The sequence below is a fragment of the Microvirga arsenatis genome, from assembly GCF_009910705.1.
Classification (GTDB): domain Bacteria; phylum Pseudomonadota; class Alphaproteobacteria; order Rhizobiales; family Beijerinckiaceae; genus Microvirga; species Microvirga arsenatis.
The window spans coordinates 387773-405799 of the sequence record NZ_JAAAXJ010000002.1 but is presented as its reverse complement, the minus strand read 5'-3'; the positions used below and the strand labels follow the sequence as shown (position 1 = coordinate 405799).

18 protein-coding genes and 1 pseudogene are annotated in these 18027 nt (G+C 67.6%); 10 read left to right on the top strand and 9 right to left on the bottom strand.

Translation table 11 applies throughout. The features are described 5' to 3' along the window. The first annotated feature begins 4 nt into the window (after positions 1-4). Both GR303_RS05170 and GR303_RS05165 read left to right on the top strand, forming a co-directional pair. A complete protein-coding gene (locus GR303_RS05170) occupies positions 5-1939 on the top strand; it encodes a putative bifunctional diguanylate cyclase/phosphodiesterase (protein WP_161721076.1) in 1935 nt (644 codons plus the stop codon). A gap of 127 nt (positions 1940-2066) precedes the next feature. Then, positions 2067-2456, top strand: coding sequence for a 6-carboxytetrahydropterin synthase (locus GR303_RS05165; RefSeq protein WP_161721077.1), 390 nt, complete (start codon positions 2067-2069; stop codon positions 2454-2456). Positions 2457-2527: 71 nt separating this feature from the next. On the opposite strand, the gene GR303_RS05160 is transcribed toward GR303_RS05165, so the two are convergent. Then, a complete protein-coding gene (locus GR303_RS05160; RefSeq protein ID WP_161721078.1) occupies positions 2528-3346 on the bottom strand; it encodes a MipA/OmpV family protein in 819 nt (272 codons plus the stop codon). A 177-nt stretch (positions 3347-3523) separates the two neighbouring features. On the opposite strand from GR303_RS05160, the gene GR303_RS05155 reads away from it, so the two are divergent. Beyond that, the gene (locus GR303_RS05155) at positions 3524-3730 is read left to right on the top strand and encodes a hypothetical protein (RefSeq protein WP_161721079.1); all 207 of its coding nucleotides are present in this window, start codon (positions 3524-3526) and stop codon (positions 3728-3730) included. A 25-nt stretch (positions 3731-3755) separates the two neighbouring features. On the opposite strand, the gene GR303_RS05150 is transcribed toward GR303_RS05155, so the two are convergent. Continuing rightward, positions 3756-4439: an alpha/beta hydrolase gene (locus GR303_RS05150; protein ID WP_161721080.1), complete on the bottom strand. Its 684-nt coding sequence runs from the start codon at positions 4437-4439 to the stop codon at positions 3756-3758. Between GR303_RS05150 and GR303_RS25385 the strand changes: the two genes are divergently transcribed. Together GR303_RS25385 and GR303_RS05140 are read left to right on the top strand one after the other, a co-directional pair. Then, entirely contained in the window at positions 4438-4836 is a 399-nt protein-coding gene (locus GR303_RS25385; RefSeq protein ID WP_425487082.1) for a SemiSWEET transporter, read from the top strand. The two genes, GR303_RS05150 and GR303_RS25385, sit on opposite strands and share 2 nt — an antisense overlap. Positions 4837-4864: 28 nt before the next feature. After that, positions 4865-5530, top strand: coding sequence for an HAD family hydrolase (locus GR303_RS05140; RefSeq protein ID WP_201751895.1), 666 nt, complete (start codon positions 4865-4867; stop codon positions 5528-5530). A gap of 46 nt (positions 5531-5576) precedes the next feature. Here the strand turns inward: GR303_RS05140 and GR303_RS24325 are convergent, their stop codons facing one another. After that, the gene (locus GR303_RS24325; RefSeq protein WP_246205216.1) at positions 5577-6125 is read right to left on the bottom strand and encodes a BON domain-containing protein; all 549 of its coding nucleotides are present in this window, start codon (positions 6123-6125) and stop codon (positions 5577-5579) included. A gap of 55 nt (positions 6126-6180) precedes the next feature. Here GR303_RS24325 and GR303_RS05130 point away from each other — a divergent pair, with 55 nt between their 5' ends. Beyond that, positions 6181-6453, top strand: coding sequence for an HNH endonuclease (locus GR303_RS05130; protein ID WP_246205218.1), 273 nt, complete (start codon positions 6181-6183; stop codon positions 6451-6453). A 73-nt stretch (positions 6454-6526) separates the two neighbouring features. After that, positions 6527-6706: a hypothetical protein gene (locus GR303_RS05125; RefSeq protein ID WP_161721082.1), complete on the top strand. Its 180-nt coding sequence runs from the start codon at positions 6527-6529 to the stop codon at positions 6704-6706. A 3-nt stretch (positions 6707-6709) separates the two neighbouring features. On the opposite strand, the gene GR303_RS05120 is transcribed toward GR303_RS05125, so the two are convergent. After that, positions 6710-7789, bottom strand: coding sequence for a patatin-like phospholipase family protein (locus GR303_RS05120; RefSeq protein WP_161721083.1), 1080 nt, complete (start codon positions 7787-7789; stop codon positions 6710-6712). An 80-nt stretch (positions 7790-7869) separates the two neighbouring features. Further along, positions 7870-8313 (bottom strand): MarR family winged helix-turn-helix transcriptional regulator, encoded by a 444-nt coding sequence (locus GR303_RS05115; protein ID WP_161721084.1) that lies wholly within the window; start codon positions 8311-8313, stop codon positions 7870-7872. A 65-nt stretch (positions 8314-8378) separates the two neighbouring features. On the opposite strand from GR303_RS05115, the gene GR303_RS05110 reads away from it, so the two are divergent. Both GR303_RS05110 and GR303_RS05105 read left to right on the top strand, forming a co-directional pair. Continuing rightward, positions 8379-8810, top strand: a complete 432-nt coding sequence (locus GR303_RS05110) for a VOC family protein (RefSeq protein WP_161721085.1) — start codon at positions 8379-8381, stop codon at positions 8808-8810. Between the two features lie 66 nt (positions 8811-8876). Further along, entirely contained in the window at positions 8877-9299 is a 423-nt protein-coding gene (locus tag GR303_RS05105; RefSeq protein ID WP_161721086.1) for a YciI family protein, read from the top strand. Positions 9300-9383: 84 nt separating this feature from the next. Here GR303_RS05105 and GR303_RS05100 read toward each other — a convergent pair whose 3' ends face one another. Then, entirely contained in the window at positions 9384-11069 is a 1686-nt protein-coding gene (locus GR303_RS05100) for a sensor domain-containing diguanylate cyclase (RefSeq protein ID WP_161721087.1), read from the bottom strand. A gap of 366 nt (positions 11070-11435) precedes the next feature. Here GR303_RS05100 and GR303_RS05095 point away from each other — a divergent pair. Continuing rightward, positions 11436-13265: pseudogene (locus GR303_RS05095) on the top strand (methyl-accepting chemotaxis protein); the annotation flags it as partial. Positions 13266-13329: 64 nt separating this feature from the next. Here the strand turns inward: GR303_RS05095 and GR303_RS05090 are convergent. The 3 genes from GR303_RS05090 to GR303_RS05080 all read right to left on the bottom strand — a co-directional run bounded on the left by GR303_RS05090 (position 13330) and on the right by GR303_RS05080 (position 18025). Further along, complete coding sequence (locus tag GR303_RS05090) at positions 13330-13515, bottom strand: NepR family anti-sigma factor (protein WP_161721089.1); 186 nt, start codon at positions 13513-13515, stop codon at positions 13330-13332. A 458-nt stretch (positions 13516-13973) separates the two neighbouring features. Then, a complete protein-coding gene (locus GR303_RS05085; RefSeq protein WP_161721090.1) occupies positions 13974-15974 on the bottom strand; it encodes a TniQ family protein in 2001 nt (666 codons plus the stop codon). A 107-nt stretch (positions 15975-16081) separates the two neighbouring features. Continuing rightward, positions 16082-18025, bottom strand: a complete 1944-nt coding sequence (locus GR303_RS05080; RefSeq protein WP_161721091.1) for a TniQ family protein — start codon at positions 18023-18025, stop codon at positions 16082-16084. Between the last annotated feature and the right edge of the window lie 2 nt (positions 18026-18027).

The following is an 18027-nucleotide window of genomic DNA, read 5'->3' as shown; positions in this document are numbered from 1 at the left end:
CCCATTGTCGCTGCGCACATTCAAGATGGTGATCGCCATCGTCATCGGCGGGTTCCTGATCGCCGGGATCTATATCTCGGTGCTCGTGGTCGAGCGCCAGGGCGCCCTGAGGCAGATCTCCCTCTACAATCCTGCCTGGGAGGCGGGGCAGGCGGCATCGGAGTTCATCAGGCTCGAGCAGCGCCTCTCCGAGCTCGGCAGGCCCGGCAGCACGGTCGACAGGAACGAGGTGGAGCTGCGCTACGACATTCTGGTGGGCCGGGCGCAGATCCTCACCGAGGGACGCTTCCAGGGCCTTCTCGAGCGCAATCCGGAACACGGCGCGACCCTGCGCGAGTTACAGGACAGGCTCGCCGCCATCCAGCCGCTCGTCGGGGAGCTCGACCGGAACCCGGCCGCAGCCCGTCAGGCCCTGGACATCCTGAGGCCCCTCGAGGGCAAGCTCGCGCAGCTGGCGTCAGCGGCGCACAACCACGGGGCGGCGCTCGTGCAGAAGGACCAGCAGGAACTGGTGCGCCTGCACTGGCTGTTCTCCGGCATCGCCGTGAGCCTGATCCTCATCGGGGTTGTCCTCATCCTCCTCCTCGACAGGCACAACCGCCTGCTCACGAGGGCCCATCAGGAACTCCACGTCCTCGCCCACCAGGATGCCCTGACCGGATTGCCCAACCGCGTGGTGCTGCGCGAGCGGCTCGAGCAGGGCCTTGCCGGCCTGCGGGCCAAAGGGCCCTCCCTGGCGGTGGCCTATCTCGATCTCGACCACTTCAAGGACGTGAACGATTCCTTCGGGCACGAGACGGGCGACGAGCTGCTCAAGGCCGTGGCCGAACGGCTGCGCGACTGCATCCCCGTCGACGAAGGCCATACGAAGAACCTGATCTCGCGCTTCGGCGGCGACGAGTTCGCCATCCTGCAGACGGGCATCCGCCGCCCGGAAGAGAGCGCGGCTCTTGCCGCCCGCATCGTCGAAGCCCTGCGGGCACCGTTCAGCGTCAACGGCCAGGAGATCTTCATCGGCACGAGCATCGGCATCGCCCTCGCGCAGGGCGGCGTCACGTCGAGCCAGATCCTCAAGCACGCGGACATGGCGCTCTACCACGCCAAGGCCGACGGGCGCGGCACCTTCCGCTTCTTCGAGCCGGCCATGGACGAGCAGCTCCATGCCCGGCGCCTGCTCGAGGCCGATCTGCGCAAGGCCATGGCCAACGGGGAGTTCGAGCTCCATTACCAGCCGCAGATCAACCTCAAGGCCAACGAGATCACCGGTTTCGAAACCCTCCTGCGCTGGCATCATCCGGAGCGCGGCCCGATTCCGCCCTCGGAGTTCATCCCCGTCGCCGAGGATACGGGCCTGCTCTCGACCCTGGGCGAGTGGATCCTCGAGCAGGCCTGCCGCGAAGCCGCCGGATGGCCGCGCAACATCCATGTGGCGGTCAATCTCTCGCCGGTGCAGTTCCGCAGCCGCGGGCTCGTGCAGAGCGTCAGCCGCGCGCTGGCCGTGTCGGGACTGGCTCCCGAACGGCTGGAGCTGGAGATCACCGAGTCGGTCCTGCTGCAGGACAACGAAGCCACCCTGTCCATGCTGCACCAGCTGCGCCGTCTCGGGGTGCGCATCGCCATGGACGATTTCGGCACCGGCTATTCCTCCCTGAGCTACCTGCGCAGCTTCCCGTTCGACAAGATCAAGATCGACCAGTCCTTCGTGCGGGAGATGTCGCAGAGGGCCGATTGCGCGGCCATCGTGCAATCCGTCGCCAGCCTCGGCGCCAATCTCGGCATGCCCACCGTGGCCGAGGGCATCGAGACCGAGGACCAGCTGCGCCGGATCGAAGCGGCCGGATGCACGGACGCGCAGGGCTACTATTTCGGCCGCCCGAGGCCGGCGCGGGACCTCGTGCATACGCTCGCCGCTCTCAGGCAGCCCACCGAGGTCGCATGAGTCCTGGGAGAGTCCTGGGCGGACCCCGTTGGTGCGCTTCGCGGGTTATGGTAGGCAGAGCCCTGTCGCAGTTTCGACGCCGGCGCTTTTCCAGACGGTCCTTCCCATCGTTTCCGGAGCAGGATGAATGAAGACCTATTGCGAGTTCACGTTCGAAGCGGCTCACTCGGTCGCCCCCTATTCGGGGCTTCACGGGCACACCTTCATCGTCAAGCTCACCTTCGGCGGGCCGGTGGACGAGGTCTATGGCTGGCCGGTCAATCTCTACGACGTCGAGAACTTCATCAAGGAGATCAAGGGCGAGCACGGGTCCGGCCTCGATCACGGCAACCTGGATCTGAACCCGGCCATCGGGATCGCCTCCCTCGAGAACGTCACCAAGTACATCTGGAAGCTGGTGAAGGAGCGCTTCCCCGGCCTCGAGGAGGTCGAGCTCAAGCGCGGCATGGCCGGATCGTCGGAGGGCTGCATCTATCGCGGCGAAGGCGATGTCGGAGGCTCCAGCCTCGCAGCCTGAGGGGAGAGCTCTCCCTCATGAAAAAAGCCGCCTTTAGGGGCGGCTTTCTTGTTCGAGAAGCGGTGCTCGGCCTACGGCGTGTAGCCGAAGGAATAGGATACGGTGAGGCCGAGGCCGACCTGATGCTCGGAGCCGAAGCGCTGGACGATGGGGCTGTCGGCGGCGTCGCCCACCAGATGCTTGTAGGTGACGAAGGCGGTCGTCGACCATTGCGGCGACCAGTCGTAGCTCACCGCGCCGGTGGCCCCCACCGAGGTGATGCCGCCGGAAGGCCGGTAGGCCGCGACCTGCCCGTTGAGCGCCGCCTCCGCCGGCGTCACGCCGAAATAGGTGCGCGCGAACTCGCTGTCGCCCAGGGACAGGCGGGGCCCGACCGAAAGGGTGAAGGCGCCGAACCGCTGGACCGCGTCGAGGCCCAGATCGGCCACGAAGCCCTCATGCCCGTTGAAGCCGCGCCGGATCTCGGCCCGGGCGCGCAGGAATTCGAGGGGCCAGTACTCGACGAACACGCCGGGCTCCACCGCCCAGTCGATCTTCTCCAGGCCGAACAGGCGCCGGTCGTCCTGCAGGTAGCGTCCGCCCTGGAAGCGGCCGACGACGCCGAAGCGGAATGCGGATTCCTCCAGGAACGAGAAGCTCAGCCCGTCGTCGGGGGCGCTGAAGCGCTCCACCGTGCCCGCCCGGCGGATGCTGAAGGACGGATAGCCGATGACGCTGAACTCGTCCGAGCCGGGATAGGACGGCCCCACCCGCAGGTTGCCCTTCACGGTGACGATCCATCCGGACGCGTTCTGTAGCGGCTGGGGCGAGAACAGGGGATCGGCGGCCTCGGCGAGGGTCGAGCCCGTCACGAGCAGGGTGAGCAGGGCAAAGGATCGGGCGAGGTGCATGATTCCTCCAGGCTCGCAATTCCACCCTGCCGTGGTGGCCGCAAACGGACGCAAGGTCAAGCCGGGGATCGCGCCTATGGTTTCGCCATTCTCACCAGGCCCGGCGAACCGGGGCGGACCGCGGAGAACTTTCCCGCAGCCGGGCTGTTGACCATCTCAGGATCGAAGGAGACCCGCGTGTTCCCGTACAGCGCCAGCAGCCGTCCGCAGCCGGACGAGTTCTATCCCAAGCCGCCTCCGACGGAACCGGCCGCCGCGCCGCCGATGCCGCCCGGAGCCCCGGCTCCCACCACGTCACCGAGCGTGCCCTCCTCCCTGCCCGAGCAGCCGCCCGAGCCCGACAGGCCGGTGATCCACCCGACGCCTCAGCCCGAGGTGCCGTGAGGCTCGCTTCCTCGGCCGTGAGCTCTCAGCCGAGGAAGCGGGCCACCGCACGGTCGACCATTCCGGGCGGCACCACATGGCCGCCGTCGAATTCCCGATAGTCCACGTCGTAGCCGGCCCGCCGGAGCGACGGCACGATCCTGCGGCTGCAGGGATCGATGGGCAGCACCTCGTCTTGGGTGCCGTGAGACACGAAGATCCGCGGCGTGTCCGCCGTCTTCGTCGGCACCATGAAGCCCGGGGAGAAAGCGAGGATGTGGTCGAACAGCTCGCCGTTGACGACGCCGAGCGACAGCGCATAGGACGCACCGTCCGAAAACCCCGCAACGGCGATGCGGGCGGGATCGATGGGATGGATCCCGAAGACCGTCGCCAGGGCGCGGTCGATGAATGCCACGTCGCGGCCGTACCCGCCGCGGATCACGTCCCACGTCAAACCGCGCGACTCGGGCGCCAGAACGATGATCCCATGCTGCTGCGCCTGCGGGGCGACGAGATCGATGATGTGCGAGGCGATGCCCCCGGCTCCGTGAAGGGCGACGATGAGCGGCGCGGGCACGGCCGGGTCGAGCCCGTCCGGCACCAGAACGGCTCCGTCACGCCGGACGTCCAGCCCGAGAGGCTGGCGGCCCGGCTTGGCCGCACCGGGGCCTGCGATCCTCTCCGGACGCGCCTTGAGAACCCCTGACGTGTAATCTGTCCCGGCCATGGCGCTGCGCCCTTCCCTTCAAGCCGCGCCAACGCCGGAGCAGGGGCCGCTGTTCCCCTCCCGTGCGGCGGCGCGGCAGAAGGCGCTGGAACATCGCTGCCCCCGCAGCGTTGGAGGCTTCTTGCAGGACGGTGACCTCCCCATGTCGCTTATGGACTATACCGGCTACGCGGCCGCGATCTGCACCACCTCGGCCTACATTCCGCAGGTGGTCAGGGTGTGGCGCACGCGTTCCACCAAGGATATCTCGCTCAAGATGTTTCTGGTGCTCGTCACCGGTCTCGCCCTCTGGCTGACCTACGGCTTCTGGAAGGGAGAGATTCCGCTCGTCGCTGCAAACGGCGTCACGCTCATGCTTGCGGGCACGATCCTCTATTTCAAGCTCAAGCACGGATGACGCCGCAGCGCGTGGAGCACCCTATCCCATGATCAAGGCAGTCATTTTCGATATCGACGGCACCCTCATCGACACCGTCGATCTGCACGCCGAGGCCTGGGTGAAGGCGCTCGCGCATTTCGGCTACGACATCGCGTTCCAGGACATGCGCGCGCAGATCGGCAAGGGCGGCGACCAGATCCTGCACGGGCTCCTGCCGCCCGAGGCCGTCGAGCGGCAGAGCGAGGAGATCAAGGACTTCCGCGCCAGCCTGTTCAAGCGCGAGTACCTGCACAAGGCCCGCGCCTTTCCGGGCGTCCGCGCGCTCTTCGAGCGCATCCGCGCGGCGGGGCAGCAGGCGGTGCTGGCCTCCTCCGGCACTGCGGACGAAGTCGAGCGGTACAAGGAGATCGCGGGCATCGCGGATCTGATCGACGGGGCCACGTCCTCGGACGATGCGGAGCGCTCGAAGCCTTTTCCGGACATCTTTCAAGCCGCCCTCGCCAAGCTGCCGTCGGTGAGCCCTGAACAGGCCGTGGTGATCGGCGACACGCCCTACGATGCGGAGGCCGCGCGCAACGCCGGGACGAAATCCGTCGGGGTGCTGTCGGGCGGCTTCGCCGAGCAGGCCCTCCGCGATGCCGGCTGCATGGCGGTCTACGAGGGACCGGAGCACCTGCTTCAGCACTACGACAGCTCGCCCCTGGCCCGGTGAGACATGACGGCAAGCCCGCACCGCGCGATGCGGGCTGCGACGATCCTCAGGCTCCCTGCACCCGAAGATTGTTCTGCACGTGGGCGACGCCCGAGGCGAGTTCCGCGAGATCCTCCGCGCGACGCTTGAGTCCGCGGCTGGAGACGGTGCCGCTGAGCGTGACCTCGCCGTCCTTCACGGCAACCTCGATGTCCGAAGCATCGATGAAGGGATCCTCGGTCAGGCGCTCGCATACGTCCTCATGGATGCGCTCGTCGGAGCGCCTGTAGCCTTTCGGACCGCGGCCGCGATGGAGCCCTGCGCCGGATCGCCCTTCGTCACGCCCGCCCCGGACATCCCCGTCGTTCGGATCGCGGTCGCCTAAGCCGCCGTAGCCCGAGCGGCGGCGGCTGTAGCCGGGATCGAAGCCCTCGTCGTCAAGGGGACCTCCGCGCCCGTCGTCGATCACGCCGCCGGAAAATTCGTTCGCGTCGCTGCCGTACCCGCCCGGATACTCGCGCCCTTCGCCGCGGAAGCCCACGGCGCCTTGGGGCACGTCGCCGTAGCCGTTGTCGTCGTTGATGGGGTTTCGGTTCCTGCGGCGGGTGTCTACCATGGTTCTGCTCCTGTCTTCGCAGGAGCAACCAACCCAATTCCGTGTGGTTCCCGCCATGAAGCCCGCGCAACGCATCCGGCTCTTCGAGGAGGTCTACGCCCGCGACGGCGGGCGCTGCGTCTATTGCGGAATCGTCGCGCGCCGGCCGGGCCGCGGCGTGAGGCGCGCTGCCGATCTGGCAACCCTCGACCATGTGGTGCCCCGATCCCTCGGCGGCCCGCTGACCCGCGAGAACCTCGTGCTCGCCTGCTCCGCCTGCAACAACGAGCGCGGCGTGATGGACGTGGAGGCGTTCCGCGCCGTCAAGGCTGCCGGGCGCGAGACCTGAACGGGGTGCATGGAACGGGCGGTCGGCACGGGCGTTCGCCAGCGAGGTGGCATCCGGCGAACGGGAGCGAGTGATGAACATCGAGGATCAAGTGCGCGAGGCCATCGTCGCTGAGCTGAAGCGCCAGTCGGAAGCGGGCCAGCGGGGCCTTCGCGTCCAGACGGGAGAGGCCGAGACGATCACCGTCGAGGGCCGCATCAACCTCGACGAGCTGACCATGGCGGTGGTGGGGTCGCTCGCGGGCGGCCCCTGACGATCACGCCCCCGCGCCGCGTTCGGCGGAAGCTGCTTCCTCCTGCGGGCCCAAGGCAAGATAGCGGAAGCGGCGCCCCTCGGCCGGCGCGCCGTCGAGCAGAGCGAGGCTGCGCTCCATGTCGCGCCGCCCGGCCGCCCAGCGGTCCTGGATGGAGGACGGCGAATAGTCGAAGGTCTTGCCGGCCCGCTCGTCGCTTCCCGCGTAATAGGCCATGTGCAGCAGCGTGGCCTGGGGGCCGTCCGGCTCCCACCGATCCCGCAGGGCGTATTCGCGCTTGAGCGCCTCCAGGCTCCGTCGCGTGGGGCTTGCGAAGATCAGGTCGTTGGCCCGCTCTGCCGTCGCATCGAGCGAAGCCGGGCGCGATGCCTGAAGGCTGAACAGCTCCACCGCAATGCAGGTGAAATCGTCCGGCAGGGGCTCGGCGAACGGCACGTCGAGGGGCAGGTTGTTGGTGTAGCCCGGGTCGCAGAGCAAACGCCCGCCGATCTCGACCGGCGGGAAGACCGGGGTGATGGCCGAGGAGGCGAGAAAGTGCTCGGGCGTGAGGGTGTCCCGCACGGTGTCGAAGAAGACCTCCTCCCCGGATTCCAGATCGACGCAGCCGACGGTGAGCCGGATGTCGCCCCGGTTCAGCCGCTCGAAATCCACGAGCCGTTCCAGCGTCTGCAGCAGGGGCTTGTGATCGTAGAGCGCCACGTCGCCCGGCATCCAGGGCAGCATGGAGAGCATCCCCGGAAAGCGGTGCCCGAACAGGCCCGGCCGCCCGAACAGCAGCGCGGTGATCGTGTGGATCTCGTTGTAGGCGTGGCGGATCTTCGTGCCGCGCCCGAGCAGACCGGGGGAGCGGATCATCGCCTCGTCCCAGAAGGCCCTGAGCCGCGGCATGCGATCCTCGGGCGCGTTACCGGCGATGATCGCCCCCGTCACCGCGCCGATGGAGCCGCCGACGATCCATTGCGGCTCGATCCCTCGCTGCTGCAGGTGCTCGTAGGCGCCGGCGAGATAGGAGCCGAGCGCATTCCCGCCGCCGAGCGCAAGAACGAGCGGCTGCTCCCGGCCGAGCTGTGATGAAGCGGTCATCGGGGTGCCTTGGAGAGGGAAAGCCTGTTGGTCTGCAGGGCTTGAAGATAGGGCGCCGGCAGCCGCGCAGGAGAGGCCGCTCAGGACAGGGCGCGCAGATGCAGCCTGAGGCGCTCTGCCTCCCCGCCTGTGAGGGCCTCCACATCCTTGTGCGTCGCCTCCCAGATCGGAACGGCACGGGAGAGGAGGCTCAGGCCCTCCGGCGTCAGCACGATGAGCCGGCTGCGCCTGTCCTTGGGATCCGGCCGCACCTCCACCAGCCCGCGCCGCTCCAGCGGCTTCAGGGCGGCGGTCAGGGTCGTCCGGTCCATGGCGAGCAGCGAGGCCACCGATCCCATGGTGGCGGGCTGCGGCCGGTTCAGGGACATCAGCAGCGAGAACTGGCCGTTGGTGAGCCCTACGGGCCGCAGCGCCTCGTCGAAGCGCCGGGCGAGCGCCCGCGCGGCACGCTGCGTATGAAGGCAGAGGCAGGTGTCGCGGACCAGATGAGTCGTCTCGAAGGGAATGTCACGGCTGTTTGACATGCACCTATTATGTTGATATCAACGATTTTTGTCAAGGCCGACGATACACCATCCGGGGGAGCCTCATGTCCAAGCTGATCTTCGTGAACCTGCCTGTGAGCGATCTTGCGCGTGCCGTCGCCTTCTACGAGGCGGTCGGCGCGGTGAAGAACGAGCAGTTCACCGACCATACGGCCGCCTGCATGGTTCTGTCCGAGACCATTCACGTGATGCTCCTCACCCACGACAAGTTCCGCCAGTTCACGCCCAGGCGGATCGCCGATGCGCGGGAGACCACGGAGGTCCTGATCTGCATCTCGGCTGAGAGCCGTGCGGCGGTCGACGGCATGATCGCCCGGGCGGAGGCGGCCGGCGGCGCCATCGATCCCGGCCCCAAGCAGGATTACGGCTTCATGTACGGCCGCAGCTTCGAGGATCCCGATGGCCATATTTGGGAAGTGATGTGGATGGACGTGGAAGCGGCGAAGGAAGCCATGGGCGAGACGGCGTCGGCCTGATCAGCGCCCGCCCGAGGCAAGGCCGGCAGGCCGACACGGCCTGCCTGGAGCGCAGGGGAGAAGACGATGCGTGTGATGGTTCTGGTGAAGGCGACGAAGGACAGCGAGGCAGGCCTCATGCCCTCGACCGAGCTCCTTGAGGCCATGGGCAAGTACAACGAGGAGTTGGTCAAGGCCGGCATTCTGCTGGCTGGCGAGGGCTTGAAGCCGTCATCCCAGGGCAAGCGCGTGGCCTTCGATGGCCCAAGCCGCACCGTCGTCGACGGGCCTTTTGCCGAAACCCGCGAACTGGTGGCCGGCTTCTGGCTCTGGGAGGTCAAGGACATGGCCGAGGCGGTCGAGTGGGTGAGGCGCTGCCCCAATCCGATGCCAGGACCCAGCGAGATCGAGATCCGCCCGGTGGTGGAGGCGGCCGATTTCGGCGAGGCCCTGACGCCGGAACTCGCCGCACGCGAAGACCAGCTCCGCGAACAACTGTCCGGCCGCTGAGACACGGTCAATCGCCGCAGCTTGCCTTATTGAGCCGTATCAAGAACCCTCCTCGAGGGGACAGGTTCGTGCGCCCTTTCGCCCTCAGGCGACTGCCGTGGCCAGCTGGATCTGCAGGCCGTCCACGACCACGCGGTTGCGGCCTGCAGCCTTCGCCTTGTAGAGAGCGGCGTCCGCCCGTTCGAGAACCTCCTGGATGTCCGCATCGCCCCGATGGGCCATGGCGCCACCGATGCTGACCGTCACGGAGATGCTGTGCTCCTGATGCTCGATCGCGAGGGTCTCGACGGCCCGGCGCAGGTTCTGGGCAACGGTGATGATGCCGCCGGCATCCACCTCGTGCACGAGCACCACGAACTCCTCGCCGCCGAACCGGGCGACCTTGTCCGACGAACGCAGGGTCCGGGTCAGGATCTCCCCGACGCTGCGGATCACCGCATCGCCGGCGGCATGGCCATAGGTGTCGTTGATGGCCTTGAAGAAGTCGATGTCGAGGATGAGGACCGCGAGCGGCCGCTCGTAGCGCTTGTAGAGGGCGAAGGCGTCGTCGGCGAGAAGGCTGAAGCCGCGGCGGTTGAGGAGCCCCGAGAGGGCATCCGTCTCCGCCAGATGGCGCAGCACCGTCACGTCCTTCTCATGCTGGGAGGAGGTTGCGATCACCTGCTGCTCCGCGGCGCCTGCCCGGCGCAGCAGCGAGCGCAGCGCCGAGGAGAGCTGCACGATCTCCAGCGAGCCGGAGACGCGCGGAACCTGCGAGATGGTGGGATCCCGGCCGATCCGGTTCGCAGCCTCGATGATGGCGCGCAAGGGCCGCGTCACGCGCCGGGCGATGAGAAGGGTGAAGATCAGTCCCGCCAGCGCGATGCCGCATCCGAGACCGAGGATCGTCCAGACGATGCCCTTGGCGGCCGCGAACGCGATGCTGTCCGGCTGGCGCGAGACGACGATCCAGTTGAGGCCGGAATAATCCCTGTACCCTTCGGCCACGGCAAAGCCCGTCAGCATGGCCTCGGAGCCGGTTTCGTCCTCGAAGGCTCCTGCCTTCGCCTGGCGCATGGCTGCAACGATGTCGTCCCCGAAGGGCCTGCTCCCCACGCCGGGTCCGAGCAGCATGGTGCCGTCGCCCGCCAGGATCCAGATCGACTTGCCGGCTGCGCGAGCCTGCTCGCCGAGGATCGCCTCACGCGCCTCGTCCGCCCATGTCCAGCTCAGGTGAACGCCGATCACGCCCGCCACCTGCCCGGCGGAGTCATGGACCGGAGCGGCCACGTCCACGAAGCGGAAAGGCTCTCCGGAGGGCGAAGGGCCGAGAAGTTTCGCCAGGAGCTGGGCCTCGTGAACGTCGCCGACGGCGGGTCCCTTGAGGCCGTCCTGAAACCAGGGGCGCGCCCGAACGGATTGCCCCTCCAGCATGCCCTGGGTGGCGGCCTGCACGATCCCGTCCGGTGTGACGTATCCGATCCAGGCATAGTCGGGATAGGAGGCCTGCAGCTGCTCGAGCACCTGGCGGATCCCGGCTTTGCTGCCCGACCAAACGGTCTTCAGCGGCACCATCGCCGCCAGGTTGCGCGCCTCCCGATGGCGTTCGAACATGCCCCGGTCCAGGATGCTGGCGGTGAGCGCCGCCTCCTGCGCCGCGTAGTGCATGACGATCTGCCGGATCCGGCTCTGCGCGATATAGGCGGCCCCTGCCGCGAGGATGCACATGAGGGCGAGGCACAGCACGCTGACCAGCAGGGTGAGCTGCTGCCGGAGTGATCGGTGGTGCATTCTCATCATGGGCATTCTGCCGAAGAGATCGCCTCGAAAGCTGGTCTGGATCGCCATGCTCGTGCCTGGGTGTCGGCTACCGCAGCGGATCAGCCACGCTCCCGGGCGCCAACAGGCTCAAAGTAAAGAAGATTATCGTTAATAATTTCACCTTATGACGACCGGGACGTTCATGCCGTAAAGGCATGTTCGCATTGGCAATAAGATTACTAGGTCGATCCCGTGTCATCTCTCGCGCAAAACAGATTCATCCCCCGCAGATCGTCTTTGATGCTGAGAATTCTTTTCGCTGCGGCTTTAGCGGTCGTTGGCGCCTTCTCGGCATTCTCGCTCTACAACGATTACTTCCAACGGAATGCGACGCGCTCCCAAATCGAGCGCTACCTGTCGAATGTCGGCTCCACCACGGCGGAGAGCATCAGGAACTGGCTCGGCGGCCGGGTGGCCCTGAACCAGAGCGTCGCCCAGGGCGTCGCCAGCTTCGGGGAACCTTCCCAAGTCCTGTCCCTGCTGCAGCAGAAGGTCTATGTGGACAGCTTCCAGACCACCTATCTCGGCGAGAAGGACGGCCGGTTCACCATGTGGCCTCCGTCCGAGATGCCGAAGGATTACGATCCGCGGGTGCGCCCCTGGTACAAGGACGCGGTGTCGGCGGGAACCAGCACGCTCACGGAGCCCTATATCGACGCCTCGACGAAGAAGCTGATCCTGTCGATGGCCACTCCCGTGCAGAAGAACGGCGCCTTCGTCGGCGTGGCGGGCGCCGACATGAACCTCGATGCCCTGGTGGACATGATCGGCGCCATGGATCTCGGCGGCATGGGGCAGGCCTTCCTCATGAGCGCCGAGGGAAAGATCCTGGTCCATCCCAACAAGGAGCTGATCAACAAGCGCCTCGGCGACGTCTATCCCGTCAGCACGCCCAAGATCGCGAGCGTGCTGAGCGAGACGGTGCAGGACGGGAACGACCGGATCGTCACGTTCTTCGAGATTCCGGGCCTGCCTTCCGTGAAGTGGTATGTCGGTCTCTCGATCGACAGCGCCAAGGCCTATGCCAACCTCTCCGAGTTCCGGGTCTCGGCGGCCATCGCGACCCTTTGCGCGGTGATGCTGATGCTCGTCCTCCTCGGCTTCCTCACCCACAGGCTCGTGGCCCGGCCGATCAACCAGATGACCGAAGCCATGAAGCGACTGGCCGGCGGGGACCTGTCCGCCCCGATTCCGGGCCACGGGCGCAAGGATGAGATCGGCGCCATGGCGGCGGCGGTTCAGGTGTTCAAGGAGAACGCCATCGCGCGGCAGCGCCTCGAGGCGCAGCAATTCGCGGAGCAGTCCGCCCGGGAGCGCCGTGTGGCGGCGGTGGACGCCCTCATCAGCGCCTTCGACGGCGACATGGCGCAGGCGCTTCAGACCGTCGCTTCGGCTTCCGTCCAGCTCAAGGCGACGGCGCAGACCCTGAGCCAGACCGCCGAAGCGAGCGCGCAGAACGCCATGAGCGTGGCGGCCGCGTCCGAGGAGGCCTCCGTGAACGTGCGCAGCATCGCGGCGGCCTCCGAGGAGCTCGCGGCCTCGGTGAGCGAGATCGCCAGCCGGGTCGAAGCCTCGCGCCTGATCGCCGAGAACGCCGCCCAGGCCGCGCAGCAGACCGACGAGACGGTGCGCAGCCTGGTTTCGACCACGCAGGGAATCGGGCAGGTCGTCGGGCTCATCAGCGACATCGCCTCGCAGACGAATCTTCTGGCGCTCAACGCCACCATCGAAGCCGCACGGGCCGGGGAGGCCGGCAAGGGCTTTGCGGTGGTGGCCACGGAGGTGAAGACGCTGGCCTCGCAGACCGCCAAGGCGACGGAGGACATCGCCCGCCAGATCCAGGAGATGCAGCAGGTCTCCGATCAGGCGGCGCAGGCCATCCGCTCCATCAGCGACATCGTCATCGAGATGAATGCGATCTCGGCCGAGATCGCCCGTGCCATGGAGCAGCAGGGAGCCGCCACCGGCGAGATCGCCCACAACGTGCATCAGGCGGCCCAGGGCACCCAGGAGGTCTCGCAGAACGTGGCGAACGTGACGCAGGGGGCAAGCCTCACCGGCGCCGGCGCCGCCCAGGTTCTCGATGCGGCAGGCGAATTGTCCCGCCAATCGGAGCTGCTGAAGCAAAGGGTCGAGCACTTCTTCCGCGAGATCCGCGCGGCTTGATGCAAGGTGGCGGAAGGGCGGTTCGCATCGGACTGCCCTTCCGGCCGCTCGCGAAGGAGCGGCGCTATGGAGAAGTTCTTTCTTCGAGCTTGAGAACGATGGCCTTCAGATGATCCGGAAGGTCGGCAGCGACGACGTCGGCATACAGGCTTCGCAGGGAGTGCCCCAGGAAAAAGACCACCTGCTCTTGCGAGAAGTTCAAGCTGTTGGGAATGTCGCGCGGCCAGTCACGGCTGTTCTGCTGCTGCATGGCTCTGTTCTCGTGAAAGTGCCCTGCATTCCCCCTGTTGTTGTCTCCAAGGGGCAACTCATGCCCTCGTGATCGGTTTCAGCGGAGCTGTTTCCGTTTTCGGAACGACTGTTGGCGCTCGCCGTCCTGTCTTTCACCGGATCAATGAAGACAAGGCAAAGCTCGTGGTCGCTAGACTGGCCAGGAACCATGGCCACCAAACCGGAACGGTTCTGTCGCTTCTCCCGTTCATACCCGCACCTTTTCAGATTGTCGGGCAGAATCTGCCGGGTCGTGCGGGATCTCTCCTTGATCCAGAACAAAGCGTTGGCCGGTGCTGCCAATCCTTGAAGCCTCGCGGGCAAAAAGAGAGGCAGTTCGCTGAACTGCCTCTCTCCATCTTCACCGCAGCGGGTGACGATTCGCAGATTGGACAGTCACGCAATAAGTGCGAATCGCCCTCAAGCAAAATCAATCGCTTACGAATTTCTTTCCACGCAGGAATGCGAATTCTGACCACCAATTCCTGCGAATCCACCATCACTTTCCCGCAATTCCTGCGAAGCGTTTCGCGCTTCCCGACCTGCGAGAGCCGCCGCGACCTCCTCTCGGCGCCAGAATGACCGCGTGTTCTCTCCGGCCCGCGCGAGCACCGGCTCAATCCCAAACCCCGCCATAAGCCGGTCGAAGGCGCTTGCCGGGACGCCGTGTTCGCGCGCCAACACAGAGGATGGCGCCACGTCCCGCCGAAGGTTCTCGACACTCTCGCGTGTCACCCGCCGGCGCACGCCCTTGCCACCACAGTCGCCAAGGCCGGACCGAAGGTCTGCAAGGAGGCCAGCCGCAATGAGGCGCGGCACGTCCTTCGTCCCGCATGCCAGGGCCTTCTGCGCCGCGACGACGTCGAGGGTCGTGTCGCCGCTCAGGGTCCGGGCCAGAGCCTTCATCTCGTCCGCATCGAACGAGTAGCGGCGCAGGCCGGATTTCGCCTGATCAACGTGCGCCGGTGCGGCCAAGCCGGCCGACACGGCCTCCACCAGCTTGACGATGTCGATGGACAAGCGTCCCTGCCGCAGCCCACGTTCGCTGACCAAGCGTCGGGAACTCGCGGTTTGGCCAGGAGGGAGGGTGCCCGAGGCCGCGCGCTCGAACATCGCGACCAGCCCATCGGCCGAAGCCTCGGTGTAATACAGGTCCGGATAGCGGCCCCGCTGATCAAGGTGACCTGCCTCGGCCAGGTGGACAACCCGGGGCAAGTCGACCCCGAGCCGCTGTGCGATTTCCTGCTTGGTCAAAAGGCCATTTGTCGCCTTGAACGCCTCCCGGCTGACATGCCGACTCTCTTCGACGACGAAGCGCTCAAGATCGGCCCGGTCGATCCACAGGCGGTTGGAGCCGGCCGCCACCCGCCTTTCCCCCTTGAGAAGCCCTTTGTTGACCAGATCCACGATGGCAGGTGTATTCACCCGAAGCCGGCGCGCCGCCTGTCCCCGGCTGATCCACTTGGAGGTGGGCAACGCCCCGCCCAGGCGGGCTAGACGCTGTGACTTCACCGGATCGCCGGTCCAGTGCTCATCGAGGAACGCCACGGCCTCCTTGAGCAGGATTGTCCGCGCGTCCTCAGGGAAGAAAGCCCGGAGCGACAGCCGACGGAAGAACTCGGGGAACTCCTTTTGAAGGCTTACATGGCGGCCCGCCGCGTCTGGATCGCGAATGCGGTGCAGGTGGGCGTGGAACTGCCTCGGCCAATCCGCAAGCAGCTCGGAAGCCGCATGAACCGCGTCCTCGCCCGACCGCCGCGATGTCCAAAGCTTCTTGTCCGGCGTATTCGGCAGTGGCGCGTCCAAGGCCGATATCATCATCAGGAGGTGCTTGAGTGGCAGGCTACCGAACACGGGCTCCAGAGACGAGGGCGGCATGTCCCCTACGCCCGCCGCCTTGGCGATCAGACGCACGAGATCGACAACTGGGGCAGGTGCGGGATCGGGCGCGTCGCAGAACAAAGCCCTTCCACAACCTGGAGCACCACAGCGGCCGGCCGCGGGCCGGCTCCACGACAACGGTGTGGAGCACGCCGGGCACGTCCTAACCATCCGGCACTCATGGCGTGGGCAAGCCACCCAGGCCGCCAGGCCCCATGCGGCGGGGACGACACCGCCATCCTCCTCAAGGCAGGCCAGACACACTGCAGGTTCATGAAAACGCAGCATGCGCCGACGCAGGTCCGGATGGCCGGGGACGATGAAGAGGCCGTCCCGGGGGCCAGCCCAGCGTTCGGCAAGCCGGATCGACACCGATTCCGGCGGTGTGCCGGTCAGGGCGGCGACCCTCGCAACGACCTTGTCCCGGCCATGGTTCCGAATGCCGCCGCCGAGGCCAGCGGCCTTGAGGATGGCCTGTGGCCCGGGAAGGATGTTGCGGGCGGAGAGGCGGAGGAGCCACTCCAGAAAACCTTCCTGCGGCAGGGGAGGCGAGCGCACAACAAGCCTGCCTGTCGGCGGGTTCGCCAGGACGTCGGGCGGGTCCGCCGCGGGGGCGGGTGGCGCCCCGGCGTGCCCCGGGCTCCTGGTTCCCCTCCGCAACAGCGTCATGAGGCGTCCCCACCGATGCGCCGGAGCACCCGCCCGAGGTCCACCGCGTCGACATCGTCGCGACGCCAGACGGCGGAGATCCCCTTACGCGGATCCGAAGCCACGACCGGCGAGACGCCGGCGGCGGCCAACCCCTTCACGACCATGCGGGTGCTGGTCCGGTGCTGGGCCGCCAAGGCGCGGGCCATCACGAAGCCACGCCGGAACCGGGCAACGGACGATGCGCTGACGCTGCGCCTGGCCAGCGTGTCCGCGTTCCGGGTGCCAGCGCTGAGGCAGCCGGCACGAACCAGCACCGGGATCATGCGCACCGACACGCCGAGTCCCTTGGCGGCCCGCCGGACGTCAAGGCTGACTCCGCCGGCCGGGTCCGCCCGCTGCCCCAACAAGTCGGAGCGTGAGACCATCAGCCGGCCGAGGCGTCCGCGCGAGCCGGAGAGGCCGTCAGGCGCCGCGAACACGGGCAGGATCCCGGAGATGATCCGCCTGACGACCTCGACGAGGCTGAACGCCCGCATGCCCGCCACCTCCGACAGGCTGACCGCATGGGTGCGGGGCGGCGCCGCGCGGTCAGCCTGGGCGGCCTGATGGAGCTGGTCCACAAAGGCGGCGAGGTCGGCCGGAGCGAACCGATACTCGTGGGCGGGCGTGCCCCGGCCGCGCCTGCCATGCAGGAGCCCAGCCGCCCGAAGGCGCTCGACCTGATACGACGTCAGGCCCAGCTCGGATGCGGCCTGGGCCGCCGACAGGGATCCAGACCGCTGTGCGGTCAGGGCCGTCAACGACGCTGCGTCGACGAGATGCGCCTGACGCCGGCCCATGCGACGGCTTTCACCCTTGAGTTCCCCCGCCGCGATTATCCGGGCCACCGCCGCGACGCTGACGCCAAGCGCCCGGGCTGCGGCCACGCCGCTCACGGTTGAGGCTCCGGCCGGCCCGTGATGATCCGGCGGGACGCTGAAAAACGACCACGGCTTCAGCGTCGGGCCGGGAATGGACCGGGCGACGTGGCGCCGGGCGAGTTCCAGGACGGCCTCGAAGCGCGGCTGATCGAGGGCGGAGCGCAGGCGAACCAGCAGCGACCCGAATTCCGCCGCAAGGCCGACCCGGGCATCCGGGGCGCGCCGGTGTCGTTCGAGGTAGTCGATGAACCCGCCCGGCCAGTCGAGGAGAACCGTTGCGGCGCGTTCGGTCACGGTGAGCATGTCGTCCATGCGCGGCTTGGCGATGTAGCCGGACCGCCACCCGCGTCCGCCGGCCTCCATGTCCCTCGCTCCGAAGAAGCGGACCAGGTGGACCGCCGCGTCCAACTCGCGCAGGGGCACCGCACGGCCAGGCGGGTTTGCGCCCCGAGCCAAGGCATCAAGCCAAGCGGCGAGGGCCAAGGCCGGAGGAGGTGCCGGGACGGGCTCCGCAAGCACCGGCCCGCCGCACCAGAGGCACCGGGTGCGCCCGGCCGGGAGGCCAGGGCCAAGCAGCGGGAACGCGGAGCCGCAGGCGGTGCAGCCGTCCCGCAGCAGGCAGCCATGGCGCAGGCAGACCGCGATCCCGAACAGGTCCCAGGTCCGGCGCGCCGGCCGCCCATCCGCATGGCAGGCCGGGCACACCTTGCCCCGCGCCAGCGTCAGGCCCCGCGGGCTCACACCGGATGGCACATCGCCGAAGCGGACACGGTCCGGGGCGCCGGGCAGGGGCCAGTAGGCCGTTGCGGCCAGCGTGTCGGCGTCCACCGCCCCGTCGAGCATGGCCACCATGCGTGTCAGATCGCATGGCGTCGTGAGGAACACCCGCGACAGCCCGGCACCGCGGATGAGCCAGCGCGGGTCGTGGTAGCCGTTCAGCGCCGCCAGGCGGGACACGAACTGGTGAAGTCCCTCCTCCGGATCCGGAGCGGTCCGGACGACCAGGCATCCGGCCGTGTGGGTGTGGTGAGCCGGCATCC